This is a genomic window from Verrucomicrobiia bacterium, from assembly GCA_035765895.1.
Classification (GTDB): domain Bacteria; phylum Verrucomicrobiota; class Verrucomicrobiia; order Limisphaerales; family DSYF01; genus DSYF01.
In genome coordinates, this window is record DASTWL010000029.1 from 1 (window position 1) to 20,106 (window position 20,106).

Here is a 20,106-nt window from a genome sequence, read left to right on the forward strand (position 1 = left end):
GGCACCATGTGGATCGGCACGTCGGCGGAAGGCTTGTTGACCTGGCGCGACGGACGGCTCGAACCATGCGCCGGCCCGCCAGGGTATGAAAAAATCATGCCCCACATCGTCTTCGAGGACCGCCAAAACCGGCTGTGGGTCAGCATCGGCAACGGCAAGGTGCTCTGCCGCGAGGCCAGCCATTGGCGGGTGTTCAGCGAGGAGGACGGCCTGCCCTTCGCCTACATCACGAGCCTCGCGCAGGGCGCCGACGGCACCCTCTGGGCCGGTTCGCTCGACGACGGGCTCTACCGCTTCGACGGCCAGCGGTTCAGTGTGCTGCGGCACACCGACGGCCTTTCCGCCGACGACATCCGTTCGTTGTATTGTGACCGCGAGGGCAATCTCTGGGTGGGCACGCGCACGGGCGGATTGAACCGCCTGAGCCGGCGCAAATTGCTGGTCATCTCAGCCCGGCAAGGGTTGACCAACGACTTCACGCGTTCCGTGGCGCAAACGGCGGACGGCACGCTCTGGGTGGGCACGATTGGCGGCAGCATTTATCGCGGCAACCTGACCGGTTTCGAGCCGTTCCGGCCGGATCCCATCGTCTATTTTTACGCGAGCGTCGAATCGGTTCTGGCCACCCCCCGGCAGGGCGTTTGGTGGGGCGGTTCGGGTGCGCTGTTGAACTGGAAAAACGATCGTCTCGCGGGCTGCTATACCAACCTGCCATGGCTGGAAAACGCCTACGTCACCGCGCTGGCCAACGACGGTCTGGACGGCATCTGGGTGGGCACCACCCGGGGCCGCTTGATTCACTGGAACGAGGGCCGCTTTCAGGAATCTCCACGGCGCGTGGCCCGCGCCGCCATCACGGCGCTGGCGCCCGAGCCCGACGGCTCGCTATGGGTGGGCGGACTGGTCGGCGGACTGGTCCGCGTCACGCCGGACGGCGAAGTCGCGGAAACGGTTACCAACGGGTTGTTGAGTCTGGCCATCCGCACGCTGTATCGCGATCCAGATGGCGTGTTGTGGATTGGCACGGCCGGCGGTGGTCTGAGTTTCCGCCGCGACGGTGCCATCTTCAATTTCACCGCCGAACAAGGCCTCGGCGTCCGCACCGTGTCGCAAATCGTGGAGGACGATCACGGCAACCTGTGGCTGGGTTGCAGCCGCGGCATCTACAAGGTCAGCAAAACCGATCTGCTGGAATGCGCCGCCGGCCGGCGCTCGTTCGTGCACGCCAGCTCCCTTGGCATCAATGACGGCATGCTGGCCGAGGAATGTTCCGGCGGATTCTGCCCCGCCGGCTTGAAGACCCAGTCCGGCTTGATCTGCATCTCCACGGTCCGGGGACTGGTCTTCATCAATCCGGACGAAAAGCCCGACCCCGCGCCGCTGCCCCAGCCATTGCTCGAAGATTGTCTCGTCAGCGGCCGGGCCCAACGTCCCGCAACCAACACCATCGCGTCCGGCAACTCCGACGGCGAACCACCGCCGGCCCGGCGCTTGACGGTTGCTCCCGGCGGCCACGACATCGAACTGCACTACACCGCAATTCAATTCTCGGCCCCGGACAAGATCGGCTTCCGCTACAAGCTCGAAGGAATGGATAACGCCTGGACGGAGGCGGGCGACCGCCGCGTGGCGTATTACCCGCACATTCCGCCCGGCGACTATGTCTTCCGCATTCAGGCGTGCAACGCGGACGGCCTCTGGAATCCGCGCTCCACGACGCTGGCCGTCACGGTGCTGCCCTTCTTCTACGAGCGCACCGGATTCCGCGTGGCCGGCAGCCTCGCGTTGCTGGGCCTCTTCGCCGGCGGCGTCTGGTGGATCATGCGCCGGCGTTACAAGGTGCGGCTCGCCCGGCTGCAAATGCTCAACGCCATCGAACGCGAACGGCTGCGCATTTCGAAGGACATGCACGACCAAATCGGCGGCATCCTGACCCAGGTTTCCCAGCTGAGCGACATGGGTCTGAATGAAACGGAGAACGAGTCACAGGTGAAAAACCGGCTCGAGCGCATCGGCAACCGCGCCCGCGTGGCGGTGCAGTCGCTGGACGAAATCGTCTGGGCCACGAACCCGAAGAACGACAACCTCGCCAGCTTTGTGGAATACGTCAGCCGCTTCAGCGACGAATTCTTTGAATACACAAGCCTGCGTTGCTGGCAGGATGTGCCGCCCTCGCTCCCCGCCCTGCCCCTGCGGGCGGACATCCGCCATGACGTGTTTCTGGCCGTCCGCGAAGCGTTCAACAACGCCCTCAAGCATTCGCACGGCACCGAGGTCTGGCTGCGCATTGCCTGCCAGGATCATCAGGTGACCGTGCAGATCGAGGACAATGGCTGCGGCTTCACGCCCGGACAAACCACAACGGGCGGCAACGGCCTGGACAACATGCGCGCCCGCCTGGCCGAAAACGGCGGCGAGGCGCGCGTGACCAGCGCGCCCGGCAAGGGAACCCGGGTGCTGTTCACCTTCCCGCTCGCACCGTAATCCAAACGCCGACAGAACTACCCTGAATGTGGTATGGTCAGGCACATAAATTTTGAGGTATGAACAAACGGAAGGTGGAAAAAGCCATTCAAGTTGCCCTGGTGGAAGACGACCCGAACCTGCGCACGAATCTCGCGGCGATGCTCAACGGTTCGGACGGATTCCATTGTCAGGCGGCGTATCCGGACGCCAAGGCGGCCCTGCGCAACATTCCCGCCAATCGTCCCGACGTGGTGCTGATGGACATCAATCTCCCGGGCATGCTCGGCACGGAATGCGTCCGGCAGTTGAAGGAACTGGCCCCCGGCCTGCCGGTGTTGATGCTCACGGTTTACGAGGACAGCGAGCAAATCTTCAAATCACTCATGGCCGGCGCCACCGGCTACCTGTTGAAGCGCACGCCGCGGGACAAACTGCTGGAAGCCATCCGCGAAGTGAACGACGGCGGCGCCCCGATGTCGCGCCAGATCGCCCGCCGCGTGGTGCAGTTTTTTCAGAAGATCAACGAACTGCCGGGCGACCAGAAAAAATCCGCGGACGTCAGCAACCTGACGGACCGGGAAAGGGAAGTTCTCGCCGCCCTGGCCAAGGGCTATGCCTACAAGGAAATTGCCGACCACCTGAAGATCAGTTTCGAAACCGTGCGCACGCATTTGCGCACGATTTACGAAAAACTGCACGTGCACAGCCGCACCGAGGCGGTATTGAAATACCTGGGCCACTGACGCGGCCCCTGTTTTTCAAGCGATGATGCCCAGCGGCGCGGTGGTTTTCCAATCGCCGCGTGTGAAGTCAGGGAACGCCTGCGGGGCACCACCCTCCGCCTCCGACCTGGCGCTCAAGGGACGCACGGCGCTCCAGAGCGCGCCCTCGTAAACATTTTGATCCAGCGGTTCGCCCTGACGCAGGCACTCGACCATGCGCATGCGCATGATGAAATCCATGCCGCCGTGACCGCCCATCTTCACCGCCTGTTCGCCCATGCGCTTGTAGAGCGGATGTTCAAACTCGGCGTAGAGCTTTTCAAACTCCTCGTCTTCCTTCCATTCGTGATACGAGCCGCGCCCCTCGATGGCCGCACGCGACGGGTAACCCGCCAGCATCCCCTTTGTGCCCATGATCAGGTTGTGCCGTGAGTAGGGCCGCGGACTCGTTTCGTCCCATTGCACCATGATGGTGCGGCCCAGCCGGGTCTTGATGATCTGCGTGCTGAGGTCGCCACACTCGAACTTCATCTTGTTCCACTTGTGGTCCGGCGGAAAATGTTCGCGCGCAAACTCGGCGCGGCCAAATGCCGGGGTGGCAAACGACACCAGGCGCTCGAACATGTCCTCGGTGCGCGCCAGATTCATGTATTGCGCCACCGGTCCCAGGCCGTGCGTGGGATACAAGTTCCCGCCGTTGGCCTGGGAATAATACTTCGTGCGCCAGCTGCCCGTGCCGCGATCCACCTCCATCATCTGCTCCCGCAACGGATGCAAATACGCCGCCTCGCCGTGCAGCAGGTGACCGAGCACGCCCTGGCGCGTCATGTTGAGGAACAACAGCTCTTCGCGGCCGTAGTTGCAATTCTCCATCATCATGCAATGCCGGCCGGTCATTTCGGATGTGTCCACAACGTCCCAGAGGTCCTTCAGCGTGAACGCCAGCGGCACTTCGACAAAGGCATGTTTCCCGGCCTTCATCGCGGCAATCGCCATGGGCGCGTGTTCCTCCCACGGCGTGGCGATGACGACGGCGTCGATGTCCGGGCGCGCCAGCATCTCGTGATACTTGGTCGGCGAACCGAAATACAAATCCGGCCGGCGTTTGCCGAGCTTTTCGACGCCCGCCGCGCTGCGGTTTGCCCAGTCCTCATACAAATCGCAAATCGCGACGATTTCGCTGCCCTCGATCTGTGCCAGTTGCTCCACGTGCCCGCTGCCGCGCGCCCCCACTCCGATGGCACCCCAGCGCACCTTCTCCAATTGGGGCGCGGCGAAGCCGCCCATGTAGCGCGCGCCACTGCGGCGCGGACGGAGGCCCGTGTTTTCAAACCGGATCTGACCCGCGGCCGCGGGCCGGGCCAGTCCGGCGGCCGAGAGACCGGCTCCGACCCAACCCATGGTCTTGAGAAAGCCGCGGCGGCTGAAATGCAGAAATCCTTTTTCCTTCGGGTTCATGATTGGCAATACAGTTGTCGGCGCAAAACCGTGTCGTGGTTGTGGCAGCCGATTGATGACAGTCTGGGCCAGGACGGGCGGCGGCCAAATACCACATTTGGGTGAGCGCCGGACTACTTCCGCTGGACCTCCACCCGTCCATCCGCATCGACCTCGTAACTGAACGTCGCCCGGCTTGCCTTGGCAGCGTTCAAGTGCTGGCCGCTCGCGCTCAATAAGCACACCCGGATTTCACCGTCGGATTTGGCGTTCGGCAGGGAATCCAACGTGATGGAGAACGTGTCGTCCGGCATCACCGTGCCCACGCTGGTGGGCGCGTCGTAATCGCCATGCCCGGTCGGATCGCGGTAGGCGATGACGCCGTAAATCGGCTGGTTGGATTTGAACCTCCCGGCGATGCGCACCGTCCCGTTGGTCACGGTCGTCTCGCATTGGTCCAGCGTGCATTCCCATTTTTCATCGAGCCCCTTCTCCACGTGCGAAAAGAGCGGGTTGGCCGCCAGGGCCAGTGCGTGCGCCAGGGTGAGGAACGATCCTTTGCCCTCGCCGCGTAGTTCCTCGCGCAAATGGCGGTTGCCGTCGCCCATCAGTGCGTGGCCCCGCGTGCGCAGGTCTTCGTCGCTTTGGCTGTTGTGCGGCAACCCGAAACAATGCCCCAGCTCGTGCGCGGTGCCACCAATGAAAATGGAGTTGTAACGGCCGAAGGTGATGTGGCCGTATTGCCGGTCCGTGACCCACCGGTTGGTGACCAGCAAATTTGGGACGGACAACAGGTCGGAATCGAACTGCCAGCAAAAGCCGCTGTTTGCCCAGCCCATGCCGCAGTAAGGGCTGTTGTGCCACGTGTTCGTCCCGTCGAAATGACCCAGACGCGTGAACACCACGACGTGGTTGTTGCGCAGTTCCACGCCGACCGCCTCCATCACCGGCTGAACGTCGTTGCGGATTTCATCCGCCGACTTTGCCTCCGAGTATTCGGACGCGGGATGTTTGCCGGACACGAGATGAACCACCACCTGTCCGGCGGTGTTGGTGTCGAGCGGGATGCCGTCCGAGGGCAGTCCATATTGGCGCATCTGCGTGGCGTAGAACCGGGAAATTGCCTCCAGCACCTGCGTCAGGCGCGCCTGATAATCCGGAGCCGGTGTGCAATCCGTCGGACAAAAATAGGCCACGTGCAGCGCCCGGTGATTGCGCGGCGCCCCCTGCTGATACGCCGCCAGCACCTGTCTGGCATACGTCACGCGCGGATCGGCCGCGGTCGGCCGCACGGCCTCATCCGCCGCCAAAGCCGTCGTTGCCGTCGAACTGCCCGCCAACAGGGCGAGCACCGTGGTGAGAGGAAAGTCCATGATGCGCATGTGAAATCAGTGTTCGTGTCCAAACCGGCATTTTTTGATGAATCGGGAAATCGACGCGGGAGCCAGGTGCGGCATTCAACGGGATTCATCGACCTTCAGCCCGCACGCCTCAGCGGCCCATATTTGACTGGCGGTCCAAATTCCCCAACGTTGCAATCGCCTGGCGCGCCGGCGCGTCGCCTGCCTGCGCCGCCGCCACGAGCCGTTGATACAACTTTCCCGAAGCCTCTTCGACGGCTTTGAATTGTTCAGGTTTGAGCTGATCCGGCTGCCGCAGGAGTTGTTTGTAGCCGAGCACCGCAGTCACGTAATCATTCGCCTGGTCCGCCCGCGCCGCGGCATCCCAAGCCTGCTTGAGTTCCGGCATGGCATTGGCAAACACAGCGGCTCCGTCCGTGCCGGACGGGCGGTGGCAACCGCTGAGCAAGGCGCACCCCAACAGGGCAACCGCCAGCACGCGCGCGCCGAACCGAGCGACATCCCAACGTGGTTTGGTCTTCATAAATGAACGCACGAACCGGAGAGGTTTTGTCGGAGGTTGAACGGCGTGGTCTTCATTGTGGTCGCGTGACCGGCTCGATCCAGCCGTTGTGCCACGTCAGCTTCCACAAATCCTCCAGTCGGACCGGCTCCACGTGGCCGTCGGTAAAGCCCACGTTGATCCGCCCAACCATCTTGGCGCCGGCAGGAACGTTTCGCGGTGCACTCGCGGCGTTGCCCGCGCCGTGACGCGCGATTGTCAAACGCTGCATGCCGTTGGCGTCACCGCCGCCGTGCAGGTTGCGCGCCGGGTGATCGGTTTCCAGCGGGCCGCCATCGACCCATGTGGAGTCGCTGAAATATGGCGTCGTGGTGGGGTGCAGGATGGCGGCTTCCTTGTCGTAGTAGAAGCGCGGCGCCGAACTGCCCGCGGACAGCCCGGAATAACACCATGTGTTGATGGCGTAACTCCCATGGTAAGGCGGACCAAACACGCCCCAGTTCCAGGTGTAATCCGCGGTGCCAAACCCAACGTAGGCGGCGTCGCCCTGCTGCACCCACGGGCTGGCATCCTGCGTGGTCGGACAGATGCGCGATTGCGTGATGGCGCTGTAATTGTTTTGCAGACGGCCAATCCAAAGCGCGTATGCGCCGCTGGGGTCGCTGTAGCTGATCAGCTTTCCATCCGCGTCACTGACATACATGGTCATGGCCAGGCCGATTTGCTTGCTGTTGTTCACGCACTGGATGTCCTTCGCCTTGGCCTTGGCCTTGCCCAAGGCCGGCAGCAGCATGGCCGCCAGAATGGCGATGATGGCAATCACCACCAAAAGCTCGATCAATGTGAAAGCACCGACGGGTGACGGTCGGCGGTGGCGCCCCGGAGGCGTTGGACGCGGGCAACGATTCGAGGATGTTTCCACGGCAGTCCGCCCCATGCGGACGCCAAAAAAACGGGTTGAGTTTTTCATGCAAACGGCAGCAGTGTGCCCATTCATGCCAGAATTGAACCGCACGCAACCACGGGCAGACGCAAACGACTGTCCGATGTCAGCGGCTTCAGCTCCTCCTTGGGCAACCCAAGCCGCGCGTGCGGCCCTGCCTCAAGCGGCCGTTTTGTAACAGAGAAGCATGTCCCGCCAAATACCAAGTTTGGGGGAGGAGGCCGCCCTGAATTGTGCGGGGCTTGCGAAGGCTTGTCCGCGGCCGCCGTGCCCTTCAACTTGGGCTCGGCCAAAGGACGGGGCTTCACGCCCAAGCAGTTCAGCCATCTTGCGCTCAGAACGCGCGAGCCGGCAACGATGGACTGCCGATCACGGAGAGTTTTGGCGGCAGACGCCGCTCAACGGCTCAGCAAACTTGAGGTGTGAAAAGCGCTTGTCGCCATTATTTTCCCAGCCTGGCCAACCCGAAACGGTGGTTCGGCGGAGCGGTTCCAGAGGGTTGCTGGCCTTGGCCTCATGGCCATGATCCCGGGCCGGTTGCCGTAGAATCAATGCCTCCGCTTTCGCTCACTGCCTTCCTGGGCATAACGATCGCCGATAATCCCAAACGACTGCCCGCTGGACCAGGCGGCACCTCGAACAAATGTTCACATCACCCTGCCCGGCCATGGATTGAGCGCCAAGCCGGGGAGGTTTCAGGCTGTCGTGGCAGCATCTTTGACGGCATTCCCGGAACCATCGGCTATCTGCGAGGCGCCTCTTTTTTTAAGGCGTCGAGCGCATTCTTTGCCGCCGTCGAACCTTTGGCCGCCGCCTCGTTCATGCGCTGATTCAAACCGTCCAAAGCGGTTTGCACGGCGACAAGTTGCTGGGGGGTTATCGGCTGACTCAACAATGCACGATAATCGGTGCTGGCGCCCAGATAATCGTTGGCCGAGTCCGCCTTCCGTCCGTTTTCCCAAGCCGTCTTGATTTCCGGCTTGGCATCGTTGAAGGCCGCCTTTTCCTGTGCGCTCAATTCGTAGGCGCCGTTGCCGCACCCGGACAAAACAACTCCCGCCACCACCAGCAGCCAGGCATGCAAGACTAGTTTTTTCATGGCCAAAGAATAATCGTCACCGGCCGTTTACCGAACCCGGATTGCACCACACGCTGTTTTTGACGGGGCTTTGCGCCATCTGCGCCCACTCCACATATTTCACGAATTGCACATTGCCGCTGACGCCCATGACAATGCCACCGCTTTTTCCGTGCCGGCGCCCCAAGGCGCCATCCGCCGCGGGATCTGGATAACTCGAAGCATCATTGTAAGCCGTGACGCCCGACGGAGTGTATTCATTGGGCTCCCACCCGATATACGCATCCTGTTTGAACAGGGTCAGCTTAAATCCGGTGTTCTTTGCGCCAAAACCGCAGACTGCGCCATTCCAGACATACGTCGAAAGTTTGTTCGGCCGGGCCACGTAGCCCGGCGCGGTGGTGGACATATCGGTGGGGCACTTGTAAACACCAATGGCTTTGATGTAAGGCCAGAGCAACCCACCCTGATACGCCAGGGCTGGATTCACATTGTAGGGCGCCGCGGAAAGATTCGGCGGGCTGCCCGCACTCCCGTCATAAAGCCATCCCTGGATCCAAGGCGGATTCCAGTTCGGGTGAGGCAGGGTGTCTTGATTGTCTCCCGCATACATGTGTGCCGCCAAAATGATTTGCTTTTCGTTGTTCACGCAGGTGGTCCGTTGAGCCTTGTCCTTGGCCTTGGCCAGGGCCGGCAACAGCATCGCCGCCAGGATGGCGATGATGGCAATGACCACCAGCAATTCAATCAGGGTGAAGGCGGCGGGCTTTGCGGGAGCAATGGAGCGATGGGTTCGCAATGCATTCATGGGTGGGCTTGGTGTCTTGGTTCTTTAGTCAAACTTGGGCGACGACACGACTTTAAATTAAATGCGGCCCTTTAATAATACCACATTTGGGGGGTGACCATCCAATTTTACTGATTCGGCGGCGGGCGCCCGCTACTGTCGCGGCCATGCAGGGCACGCTGAACCAGTTGCAACGCTCCCCCGGAGACCGCGCCCGCTGGCAGAAGGCCCAGGAGCAATTGCTGGGCGGCCGCTTCGGACCGGCGCTGGCGGGTTACCGGGAATTGGCCCGGCGTTACCCCGCGATTCCGGAATTATGGTTTGAACTGGGCAACGCCGCTGCCGGCGAACTGGATTTTGCCCTCGCGAATGAAGCCTACCGCCGCGCCCGCGAACTCGCTCCGCACAACGCCAGTTTGCTCGGCATGATCGGCCAGCAATATCAGGGGCTGCGCCAGCTCGACGATGCCCGCGCCTGTTACGAGCATGCGGTCCGCGTGGCCCCGGATTCCGTGGACGCCCGCATCAATCTCGCCGTCTGGTTCGAAAAGGAGCGCCGGCTCGACGAAGCGTGGGAATGCGTGGAAGCGTGCCGCGCCCGCCATCCGCACGACGACCAGGTCCGCTATTTTCGCGCCTTTTTGCTGCACCGCCAAAAGCGCGCGGCGGAGGCCGAACAGGAACTGCGCGATTTGATCCGTGACGACCCCCAATATCCCTACGTCAAATACGCCAGCCGGCATTTGCTCGGCATCGTGCTGGACCAGTTGGGGCAATACGCGGAGGCGCTCCACTGGCTCCTCGAGGCCAAAGCGCAGGTCCGCACCATCACGGACACCACCCAGCTCGAACGCGCGTATGACGAAACCGACCGGCGGCGGCGCGCGTTGCTGGCCCAGATGACGCCGGACACAATCCGGCACTGGCGCGCCGAAGCCCCGGCCCCGGACGAGCGTTACCAGATTGCGTTTCTGGGCGGACACCCACGTAGCGGCACGACGCTGCTGGAACAAATCCTCGATGCGCATCCCGATGTTCTCGCGTTTGACGAGCCGGTGTCCTTCACGCAGGAAATCGCCAATCGCCTCGCCCCGCCACAGGGCGCGAGCTTGACCGTCACCGCGCTTGACGCGCTGCCCGCCGCGCGCCGCGCCGACCTGCGGAGCCGTTACGTGCGCAGTCTGCTGCGCGAAATCCCGGCCACCCCCACCGCGCGGGTGCTGCTGGACAAAAACCCCTCACCCACGATGTCCCTGAACTTGTGGCTGCGCATTTTTCCCGAGCTGAAAGTCATCATCGCGCTGCGCGACCCGCGGGATGTGCTCATCAGTTGCTTTTTTCTGAACATCATGCTCAACACCACCAACGTGAACTTCCTGAGCCTGGAACGCACCGCGCGGCATTATGCGGATCTAATGGACGTGTGGCTTCGGTTGCGTGAGCTCGGTGGATTCGACTGGATTGAGACGCGCTACGAGGACGTCGTCGCGGACTTGGCGACCGAAGGCCGCAAGGTGACGGAATTTCTCGGACTGTCGTGGAGCGGCGACCAGGAACGCTATTACGAGACGGCGCGGCGCAAGGTGCTTTACGCCCCGACCTACCACGATGTCACCCAGCCGGTTTACCGCCGGGCCGTGGGCCGCTGGCAGCGTTACGCCGAGGCGCTGGCGCCGGTGCAAGCCAGGCTGGCGCCGTATTGCCGCGCGTTTGGTTACGATTGACGATGCCGGCCGGCGCGCCGCTTGTCCCCCTTGAAGTCCCCCTTCATCTCCCCCTTTTGTGGTATTCTAGGGTTTCTTAGCAGCAGATAAGTTGACTTTGAAACTTCTCCCGAGAATTGCGGCGGCGCAGCCGTGCCGCGGCTTTTCATGGGAATGTTGTTCACGAATGAAATCCCCGTTGGGCTCGGTGCCCGCGCCAAACCTGTCCGCCCGCCATATCCGCTGCGAACGGCTGGGGAAGCCGGCCCGCCCGACGGAACAACCCAACCCGCACAAGCAACAAACTAACCCACGATGAAAAGACAACAATGCATACCGCGGTTCGGCAAAGCCCTGCTGGCGGTCCCGGCCGCGGCCCTGATGCTGGGGGCCTCCCAAGCCGCCCAGGTCGGCCTCAACTTCCAGGACAACTACAATGGTTCACCCTACGCGCCGTTAACAGACACATCCGCTTTCGGAATTGCACTGGCCGATTGGATCAATGTGCCGTCAATAGCAAACTCCTCCGGCACCCCCGTCTCCACCAATGCAACCTTCACTTTGCCTGGTGGTCAAAACTTGAGCATGGCTTGGTCATGCAAGAATACCTGGAGTTTGACAGCCTCCATCCCAACGGCAGGTGACAATCAAGTCATCTACGGTTATTTGGACGACACGGATTACGGTTATTCGGTAACCCTGTCCGGGTTTCGCTCCTTTGCTTCCGATTATACGGTAACGACCATTGCATCCACCGACGGCGGGACGGGTTTTGAGAACGTAAATGTATTTTCCGCGACCGAGACGAACACGTTGCAGTATTTGAACAATTTCGTCCCGGACTTTACGTCAAACCTGCGGCCACTAGCCGGCACCAGCACCGTCAGCACCGCATTCGTCACCCTAAACGCCAACGACTCAGTAACGATTCGAGGACTGACAAAAACCAACTCAGATATTCGCTCAACTCTCGCCGGCATTCTCATCTCCTACACGCCGGCGACCAACAATCCGCCCTTGGTGGAGGCCAATCCACAACCACCGGTCGGCGACATCTATCCGGGCGGCTCCTTTGTGCTCGGTTCGTGGGCCTCCGGCGCCCCCACCCTCCACTACCAGTGGCGGCATGACGGCATGGACATCCCGGGCGCCAATTATGCGAACTACACCAACGCCAGCACAGTCGTGAATGACACCGGCGACTACGATGTGGTGGTCACCAACAATTTCGGCGCCGCAACCAGCCTGATGGCCCACGTGACCATCCAGGATGTGGTGGCTCCGGTCATCACCCAGACACCGCGCTCGCAGAGTGTTTATCCAGGGTATCCGGTCAGCTTCAGCGTGGCGGCAACGGGCGGACAATTGGCCTACCAATGGAAATCCAATTCAGTGGCCATCGCGGATGCGACCAACACGACCTACAGCATTCCGAGCGCGAGCGCCGGCGATGCGGCCACTTACACCGTGGACGTCAGCAACCCGGTCGGCCCGACGGCCTCCGCCTCGGCGACGCTCACCGTCACGGTTCCCGCGCCCGGCAGTTACGAAGCCGTCATGGCCCAGACCAAACCGCTGGTGTGGATGCGTTACAGTGAAACGGGCGCCATTGGCCAGGACACCGCCGCCAACACGGGAGGCTCGCTTGGCACCGCTGGCACCGGACTTTATGTCAACGCCACGCACCCAGTCGCGGGCGCAATCGTGGCGAGCACCAACACCGCCGCCGCTTTTAGCGGCTCGAACTCACGCATGTTCGTGCCCTACGCTGCAGAATTAAATCCGACCACCTTTACGGCCGAAGCCTGGGTCAAACCAGCGGCGACCGGCGCCAACTTGTGCGTATTGTCCTGTGGCGACTTTGTGGGCAGCAATCCACGAGCGGGTTGGTTGATTTACCAACAGACCGGCGGCTGGGATTTGCGGACGTATAATTTGAACGGGACCACCACCTCGATGGAAATTTCAGGTGGCGGCGCGCCTGTCGCGGGAAATTGGTATCACCTCGCCGCCACCTACGACGGCACCACGCTTACTCTTTACGTGAATGGCGCCAATGTAGGCACCTTCACCGATGTTGGGGGGCTTTACTACCCCGGCGCTGCCGGGCCTCTATCCGTCGGCAGCCGGGCTGACGGCAATTTCTATTGGGCTGGCACCGTTGACGAGGTGGCTTTTTATGGCACCTCCCTGAGTGCCGGACAGATTCTGGCACACTATCAAAACGGCACGAGCGTTTCTCCCGCGCAGCCCTACAGCACACTGATCGCCAGCGACAATCCGGTTACATACCTGCGACTTGGCGAACCAGCATTTGTGCAGAACCTGGCCACCAACTTGGGCACGCTCGGCTCGGCTTGGGCCGGCGCTTACATCGACAGCGGCAGCAGCCTCGGCAGCCCGCAAATCGCCATCGGTCTGGTGGGCCCACGGCCACCTGCCGCGCCGGGACTGGAAGCCGGCAACGTCGCCGTTGGAATGACGAACGGTTACGTCAGCGTGCCGCAAATGACGGATCTGAATGTGAACACCATCACCGTAACCGGCTGGGTTTACCGGGAAGATCCGAGCAGCGGCAGCGACCTGAGCTTCCTCGCCTGGCTGGGCGATGGCGGCTTCCACATGGTGAACGACGGCGAACTGCGCTACCACTGGAAGGGCGTCAAATGGGAATTCAGCTCCGGCCTGTATGTTCCGGCCGAACAGTGGACCTTTGTCGCTCTCGTGGTTGAGCCAACCAAGGCGACGTTCTACATGTCCGATGGCGGGGTGTTGCGCTCGGCCGTGAACACCAGCAGCCACGCGGCGTTGGCGGTGAGCACGCCCGTTGAATTTGGCGCGCAACCCGGACGCTCCGACCGGACCTACATTGGGCGGCTGGACGAATCCGCCGTTTACAACCGCGCCCTCAGCCAGAGTGAAATCAACACGCTGTTCATGGTGGGCACGGGCGCGCCGCTGGAATTGGGACTGGCGCCCGGCGGCATCATCGAGGACACCAAGCCCGCCGGCACGCTGCATCATGGTGTGAATGTCGCCGTCAGTTGCATCTGGACCAACGCCATCCTGGACGCCAACGGCACCAACCGGCTGGGCGTCGAGCAGTTCAGCACGGCCACGCCGAGCCAGATCGTGACCCCCGCCAACCCGGACTTCAATTCGACGGTGGGCACCTTCACGTTCTGGATGCGGGCCAACGCCCCGATTCCCGGACCCGGCACTGAAGCGGCCATGTTGATCGACCGGCGCACGTCCGGCACAGGCGCTCAAGGAACCGTCATCGCGTTGAACGACAGCGGCGCTTTGGAGGTGCAGTGCGCCGGCGGCGCCAACAGCTTCAGCGTTGGCTACCTGCCGGACAACAACTGGCACCACGTTGCCGTCAGCTACGACCAGTCCGCCAGCGGCGCCATCGCGGTTTACATCGATGGCGTGCTGCAACTCAGCAATCCGAACTCATCCGCCTGGTCGTGGTCGGCGAGCCAGGAAATCGAACTGGGACGCTCCCACGACGGCTACTGGAAGCGTTTTGACGGACAGATGGATGATTTCCGCATCTACAACCGCGTGTTGTCGGACAGCGAAGTCGCTTCTGTGTTTGCCAGCGATGCCATCGTTGACGCGAATGCGTTGAAGCTGCGCTACAACTTTGACAACACCGGCATCGGGCAGACCGTCACCTGGCCCTTCGGCACACTGCAAAGTTCGCCCACATTGGGGCCGTCTGCGGTTTGGACGCCCGTCACCGGGGCCACCGCACTGGCGTTCCCCTTCCTGCCCACGAACGTGCCGTCGCTGTTCTTCCGCGCCACGCCTTGATCCGGCGGGCGGTTGACAACCGAAGAAATCAAAAACGGCCGGGAACCATTTCCCGGCCGTTTCTTTTTCCAATTTCGTTGGGTGCCGCCCATCAACCGGGTTTGCCGCCCGCCGAGGTTTCCTCGTGCTCCCAGCGGTCCACAATCCGCTGCACGCATTCCCGCACCGACAACCGGTCCGTGGCCAGGTCAACCTCCGGTCGCAAGGGTGGTTCGTAGGGTGCCGAGATGCCCGTAAAGTCTGCCAGTTCGCCGGCCCGTGCCCGGGCGTAGAGCCCCTTCACATCGCGGCTTTCGCACACGGCCAGCGGCGCGTTGACAAAGACCTCGATGAAATGGCCCGCCGGCAGCCCCGCTCGCACGGCATCGCGGTCTGCGCGATAAGGGGAGATGAAGGCCACGATGCAAATGATGCCGGCATCGGCGAACAAGCGCGCCACTTCACCGACCCGGCGGATGTTTTCCCGACGGTCGTCGGCCGAGAAGCCAAGGTTGCGATTCAAGCCATGCCGGATGCGGTCGCCGTCGAGCACATAGACCTGTCGTCCACGGCGAAAAAGCTCCGCCTCCAGTTCGCGGGCAATCGTCGTTTTGCCGGCGCCGGACAATCCCGTCAGCCAGATGACCCCGCCGCGATGACCGTTGCGCGCCGCCCGCTCGGCGGCGCTGACCTGGCTTTCACACCTCTGCCGGAGATTGTTCATTTCGGTAGCCGGAGATGCTTTGCGCGGGCAAAGATCATGATGATGCGCGGCCATGCTGCCGCGCCCCCGGGAAACTTCAAGATTCCATTGCCTGCATGTTTAGCTTCCGTTGCGATTGCATGAGGCGCGCGATTTGTGACAAACTGAACGCCAGTTTCCCATGCACTCCCCCATTCGTGGTATGGAACACAAGAACACCGCTGCGTTATTACTGACCGGGCACGTCAAAAGGAGGCTGACGTGTTTACGTGAACCGGCAGTCATTTGATGGTGATTGCAAAAACCCGTTGCCCGAACTACCCAATACAACAAATGAAACGAAAGCTATTAACCCCGCGACTCAAGACCGCGCTGGCCGCCGTGCCGGCGGCCGCATTGATGCTTGGTGCCAGCCAGGCGCAAACCACCGTCGGCATCAACTTCTGGGGGGCGTTTGGCACTTACGGCTACGGCGGCGCTCCCGTCACCGCCACCGCCTTTGGCGTGGATGCCACCAACTGGTTCACGACGCCCGCCAGTGATTACCAGACCGCCGCCAACGGTGATTTAACGGCGGGTTCGCTCAGCGTCAATTGGAGTGCGCCGAACACCTGGATTTCCTCCCTGGAAGGTGATACGAATTCCCCTGCCGGAGCTTGGAATTCCCCCCTGCCCGGCGACCCCGAAGTCTTGTGGGGTTACCTCGATGACGGGAACGGCGTGTTTCAGGCGCCGGCCGCCACGATTTCCGGCTTAAGCACCGTGTTCCCGCACGGCTATGTCATTCAAACCATCGCCGCCGAAGACGCCAACCCGATGACGTTCGCCAATGTGAACGTCAATGACGGCGTGACCGCCGACGTGTTGACCTACCCCTACATCTGGCATCCTTACGACTGGTCTGGACCGGTCGATGGGGCCGCCAAAGGCACCGCCGGCTTGAGCTTCAAGAGTGTTGAATTCACCGGCGACGTGCTGAGCCTGCAATGCGACCTGAAAGGAACGACCGGCACGCGGTCGGTGTTGTGCGGGTTCATCATCACCGACCAGCCGATCGTAACGCGATCGGCCACCAACGATGTCGTGGTGGCCAGCAGCACGCCTCTGATTTTGCCGCCGGCCAGCATAATCGGTGTGGGCCTAACCTACCAATGGCGGCTCAACGGCACGAACATCCCTGGAGCAACCTTTGCGTCCTATACGAACAATTCGGCAGCCGCGACCGACAACGGCGTGTATGACGTCGTCGCCGCCAGCAGTTTTTATCCTTCAATGATCGTTACCGGCGCGGTGGCCAGCGTCACGGTGGTTCCTCCACATGTCTCCACCTGGGATGCGGACACCGCAACGACCGGGGCGCAGGACGGCTCCGGCACGTGGACCTACGCCGGCATGAACTGGTGGGTGGATTCAATGGACTACAACTGGAACGCCATTGACTCGGCCATCTTCGGCGTCGGCGGCGCCGGACCTTACACCGTCACGCTTGGAACCAACATCGTCGCCAATGCGCTGACGTTTGCAAGCGGCGGTTACACGCTGACCAACGCGGCCGGTGAAACCCTCACCTTGCAAGGCACGAACACCATCACGGCCAACGCGGATGCCACCATCAGCGTCCCGCTCTCGACGGGCACCAACACCTTCACCAAAGCCGGGGCTGGAGCCTTAACCCTGGTTGGCAGCTTTACGTCCGCCAAGACCGTGGTCAACGCGGGCACACTGGAGGTGCAATCCAAGAGCGGCGACTCGTCTTATGTCGTGACCAATGGCGCCACGTTGAAGATTGGCTACAGCACCGGCGGCGGTTACGCGGCGACCGGCCTGCAACTCTACGGCGATGGCACCGCGGCCACTTCCGGTCTCTATTTGAAGGGCGGCACCAGCTACAATGTCAGCGGTGGCGTGGTGATCAATGGCGCGCCAACCACCATCCGGACCTACGGCACCGGCGTCGCGTCCTTCAACATTTTTGACATCGGCAGCAACCCGGGCCTGTCCACGACCGCCGCCGCCTCCGGTTCAATTGTTGACAGCAACATTCAGATGGTCCGCGGTGGTTACGGCATGGTCATCACCACGACCCCGGGCGCCAATACGACCACCGGCGACCTGATCCTGAACGGCCCGTTGAACATCGACTTCAACAGCTTCTCCGGCGGTTTGAACAAGAAGGGCACCGGATCGCTTCGCTTGAATGCGATGGCCACGAGCACCAATTCCGGTCTGCGCCTGCTCGCGGGCTCGGTCATTTGCGGCACCAACGATTGCGTGGGCACGAACGCCTTCCTCGACGTGCGCGCCGGCGCCACCTTCGACCTCAACGGTTACAGCCAGAGCGTCAGCAACGCCGCGCTCAACGGCACGCTCAGGATGTCTCTTAACAAGGGCGGCACGCCGAACAGCACCGTGCTGACCTGCTGGGGCAACACGCTCAGTTTGGGCGGCAGTCTGGTGGTGACGAATCTCGGGGCCGCTCCGGCGCTCGGGGAAAGCTACACCCTGTTCAACGCCCCGCTCGGCCTGGCCGGCGCGTTCACCACCGTCACCTTGCCCACGCTGGCAAACGGTCTGGCCTGGGAAGACGACCTGGCCGTGGACGGCACCCTCAAGGTCATCACGGGCTCGACGCCCCCGTCAATCGTGACGAATCTGCCGACAAGCCTCTATGCCTATGCCGGCTCCAGCCGCACCCTCACGGTCGTGGCCACCGGCGACCCGGTGCTGCATTACGTGTGGAAGAAGAACGGCACCATCCCCGTCGGCACGGACAGCCCGAACTTGGTGCTGAGTTCCCTCACGGCCGCTGATGACGCGGATTACTCCGTCACCGTCACCAACAATTACGGACCGGCGCCCAGCGTCACGTGCCATCTGACGGTGGCCACGCCCGGGGTCGCCGCCAGCGCGGCGGTGCAGGACAGCCCGCAGTCGCTCTGGCCGCTGAGCGAAGCCGCACCCAGCACGGCGTATGATTACCTGGGCGAGCACGACGGCCTCCAAGGCGGCGCTTTGACGCTCGGCGTTGCGGGCCCGCGGCCACCGGCCTATCAAGGGTTCAGCGCCGGCAAGACGGCGTATCTGTTTGATGGTGCCACAGCGTTCATCGATTGCGGCACCGGCCCGTCGCTGTCCGGCACCACGGACTTCACGCTGGAAGCCTGGATTCAGACGACCAACACCGTGACGTCCGGCGTCATCCTCCAGCAGCGCGATGCGGACGGCTACAACGGCGAGTATCAGCTCCTCGTCAATCCCAACGGCACGTTGCACCTGCTGGTTTACGGCAACAACACGACGCAGGTGGACTTCAATTCGTCCATCACGTCCAAATTCGTGAACGACGGCGCCTGGCATCATGTGGCGGCCGTGCGCGCCGGGACCACCTGCACGCTCTACATCGACGGCGCGCTCGTCGGTTCGGCCACCGGCACCTTGGTGCCATTGCTCAACACCATCAAGACCGTCATTGGTGCGGACATCCGCAACAACAACACGTTCTTCAACGGTGCGATGGCCGACGTGGCTGTTTACAACTCCGCTCTGGCGGCGGCGCGCATTGCCGATCACGCGGTCAAAGGCGTGCTTGCCAACAATCCGTTGGTGTTGAGCCAGGTCGCCGGCGGCCTCATCGAAGATTCCAAACCCGCCGGCACCCCGCATCCGGGCTTCAACTACGGAACCGCCTGGTTGAGCAGCAGCACGGATGCGAACTCGGTTCTGCGCAGCGGCGTGCAGCAGTTCGTGAACGGCCGGCAACTCGTCATCCCGCCCAGCCCGGACTTCGACACGACCAACGGCACGATCATGTTCTGGGTGCGGGCGAACGCGCCGCTCCCCGGCCCGGGCACCGAAGCCGCCATGCTGGTTGATCACCGCACGACCGGCGCTGGGGCTAAAGGAACGGTCATCGTGCTGGCCGATGGTGGCGGCATCAAGGTGCAGTGCGCCGGCACGGCCAACAACTACACGGGCGGTTATGTGGCGGATGGCAACTGGCATCACGTCGCCGTCGCCTACGACCAGGCTGCGGGCGGGTCCATCACCCTGTATGTGGATGGCGTGAACAACGGCGCTAATCCGAACACCGCCACGTGGAGCTGGCCGACCAACCAGCAGATTGAACTCGGCCGGTCCCATGACAACTATTGGCGGGCGTTGGACGGCCAGATGGACGACTTCCGCATCTACAATCGCATCCTGAACGATTCGGAAGTTGCCTCGGTGTTCAGCAGTGATGCCATTGTGGACACGAACGCCCTGCAGGTGCGCTACAACTTCGGCAACGCCACCGGCGTCGGCCAGAGTTTCAGCTGGCCCGTGGGCCAATTGCAGGCCACGCCGTCACTGGCACCCGCCGCGTGGGCGCCGGTCAGAAGTGGCAACACCAGCGCCGCGTGGCGGCTGCCTTCCGGCGTGCCGACAACGACGAACTCCGCGTTGTTCTATCGCGTCGGGTTCTGACGAAAGCGTTATTACGATGCGCGGCGGCCGGAGAGCGATCTCCGGCCGCTTTTTTCACACTTTTTTCCGGTTCGTGCGGAGTTGGGCGTCGGCGTTGACCTTGCCAGCGCTGCCGTCTCCCTAGAATGTGGTATGGCCGCGC

The 20,106-nt window shown here is 62.3% G+C and carries 12 protein-coding genes; 5 read left to right on the forward strand and 7 right to left on the reverse strand.

What is annotated here, in order from left to right; all coding sequences use genetic code 11:
- Positions 1 to 2,484, forward strand: a 2,484-nt coding sequence (locus VFV96_06060; GenBank protein ID HEU5069959.1) for a two-component regulator propeller domain-containing protein, incomplete at its 5' end; no start/stop codon positions are given.
- 59 nt (positions 2,485 to 2,543) lie between these two features.
- A complete protein-coding gene (locus tag VFV96_06065; GenBank protein ID HEU5069960.1) occupies positions 2,544 to 3,209 on the forward strand; it encodes a response regulator transcription factor in 666 nt (221 codons plus the stop codon).
- Between the two features lie 15 nt (positions 3,210 to 3,224).
- On the opposite strand, the gene VFV96_06070 is transcribed toward VFV96_06065, so the two are convergent.
- From VFV96_06070 to VFV96_06095, 6 genes are all read right to left on the reverse strand, one after another.
- Complete coding sequence (locus VFV96_06070; GenBank protein HEU5069961.1) at positions 3,225 to 4,646, reverse strand: Gfo/Idh/MocA family oxidoreductase; 1,422 nt, start codon at positions 4,644 to 4,646, stop codon at positions 3,225 to 3,227.
- Positions 4,647 to 4,759: 113 nt separating this feature from the next.
- Positions 4,760 to 5,998: a hypothetical protein gene (locus VFV96_06075; GenBank protein HEU5069962.1), complete on the reverse strand. Its 1,239-nt coding sequence runs from the start codon at positions 5,996 to 5,998 to the stop codon at positions 4,760 to 4,762.
- A 118-nt stretch (positions 5,999 to 6,116) separates the two neighbouring features.
- Positions 6,117 to 6,509: a hypothetical protein gene (locus VFV96_06080; protein HEU5069963.1), complete on the reverse strand. Its 393-nt coding sequence runs from the start codon at positions 6,507 to 6,509 to the stop codon at positions 6,117 to 6,119.
- A 52-nt stretch (positions 6,510 to 6,561) separates the two neighbouring features.
- A complete protein-coding gene (locus VFV96_06085; protein ID HEU5069964.1) occupies positions 6,562 to 7,410 on the reverse strand; it encodes a prepilin-type N-terminal cleavage/methylation domain-containing protein in 849 nt (282 codons plus the stop codon).
- A 763-nt stretch (positions 7,411 to 8,173) separates the two neighbouring features.
- Complete coding sequence (locus VFV96_06090) at positions 8,174 to 8,530, reverse strand: hypothetical protein (GenBank protein ID HEU5069965.1); 357 nt, start codon at positions 8,528 to 8,530, stop codon at positions 8,174 to 8,176.
- Between the two features lie 16 nt (positions 8,531 to 8,546).
- On the reverse strand, positions 8,547 to 9,317 hold the full coding sequence (locus VFV96_06095; GenBank protein HEU5069966.1) for a prepilin-type N-terminal cleavage/methylation domain-containing protein: 771 nt from the start codon (positions 9,315 to 9,317) through the stop codon (positions 8,547 to 8,549).
- Positions 9,318 to 9,463: 146 nt separating this feature from the next.
- Between VFV96_06095 and VFV96_06100 the strand changes: the two genes are divergently transcribed.
- Positions 9,464 to 11,020: a sulfotransferase gene (locus tag VFV96_06100; protein ID HEU5069967.1), complete on the forward strand. Its 1,557-nt coding sequence runs from the start codon at positions 9,464 to 9,466 to the stop codon at positions 11,018 to 11,020.
- 594 nt (positions 11,021 to 11,614) lie between these two features.
- A complete protein-coding gene (locus VFV96_06105; protein ID HEU5069968.1) occupies positions 11,615 to 14,818 on the forward strand; it encodes a LamG-like jellyroll fold domain-containing protein in 3,204 nt (1,067 codons plus the stop codon).
- Positions 14,819 to 14,909: 91 nt separating this feature from the next.
- Here VFV96_06105 and cysC read toward each other — a convergent pair whose 3' ends face one another.
- Positions 14,910 to 15,521, reverse strand: a complete 612-nt coding sequence (gene cysC, locus VFV96_06110) for an adenylyl-sulfate kinase (GenBank protein ID HEU5069969.1) — start codon at positions 15,519 to 15,521, stop codon at positions 14,910 to 14,912.
- A gap of 312 nt (positions 15,522 to 15,833) precedes the next feature.
- On the opposite strand from cysC, the gene VFV96_06115 reads away from it, so the two are divergent.
- Positions 15,834 to 19,964, forward strand: coding sequence for a LamG-like jellyroll fold domain-containing protein (locus tag VFV96_06115; GenBank protein ID HEU5069970.1), 4,131 nt, complete (start codon positions 15,834 to 15,836; stop codon positions 19,962 to 19,964).
- Positions 19,965 to 20,106: the final 142 nt, after the last annotated feature.

Excerpts from the sequence above, each read along its gene's own strand:
- VFV96_06065 (HEU5069960.1), top strand. The coding sequence starts at position 2,544 with ATGAACAAACGGAAGGTGGAAAAAGCCATTCAAGTTGCCCTGGTGGAA.
- VFV96_06070 (HEU5069961.1), bottom strand. The coding sequence starts at position 4,646 with ATGAACCCGAAGGAAAAAGGATTTCTGCATTTCAGCCGCCGCGGCTTT.
- VFV96_06075 (HEU5069962.1), bottom strand. The coding sequence starts at position 5,998 with ATGGACTTTCCTCTCACCACGGTGCTCGCCCTGTTGGCGGGCAGTTCG.
- VFV96_06080 (HEU5069963.1), bottom strand. The coding sequence starts at position 6,509 with ATGAAGACCAAACCACGTTGGGATGTCGCTCGGTTCGGCGCGCGCGTG.
- VFV96_06090 (HEU5069965.1), bottom strand. The coding sequence starts at position 8,530 with ATGAAAAAACTAGTCTTGCATGCCTGGCTGCTGGTGGTGGCGGGAGTT.
- VFV96_06095 (HEU5069966.1), bottom strand. The coding sequence starts at position 9,317 with ATGAATGCATTGCGAACCCATCGCTCCATTGCTCCCGCAAAGCCCGCC.
- VFV96_06100 (HEU5069967.1), top strand. The coding sequence starts at position 9,464 with ATGCAGGGCACGCTGAACCAGTTGCAACGCTCCCCCGGAGACCGCGCC.
- cysC (HEU5069969.1), bottom strand. The coding sequence starts at position 15,521 with ATGAACAATCTCCGGCAGAGGTGTGAAAGCCAGGTCAGCGCCGCCGAG.
- VFV96_06115 (HEU5069970.1), top strand. The coding sequence starts at position 15,834 with ATGAAACGAAAGCTATTAACCCCGCGACTCAAGACCGCGCTGGCCGCC.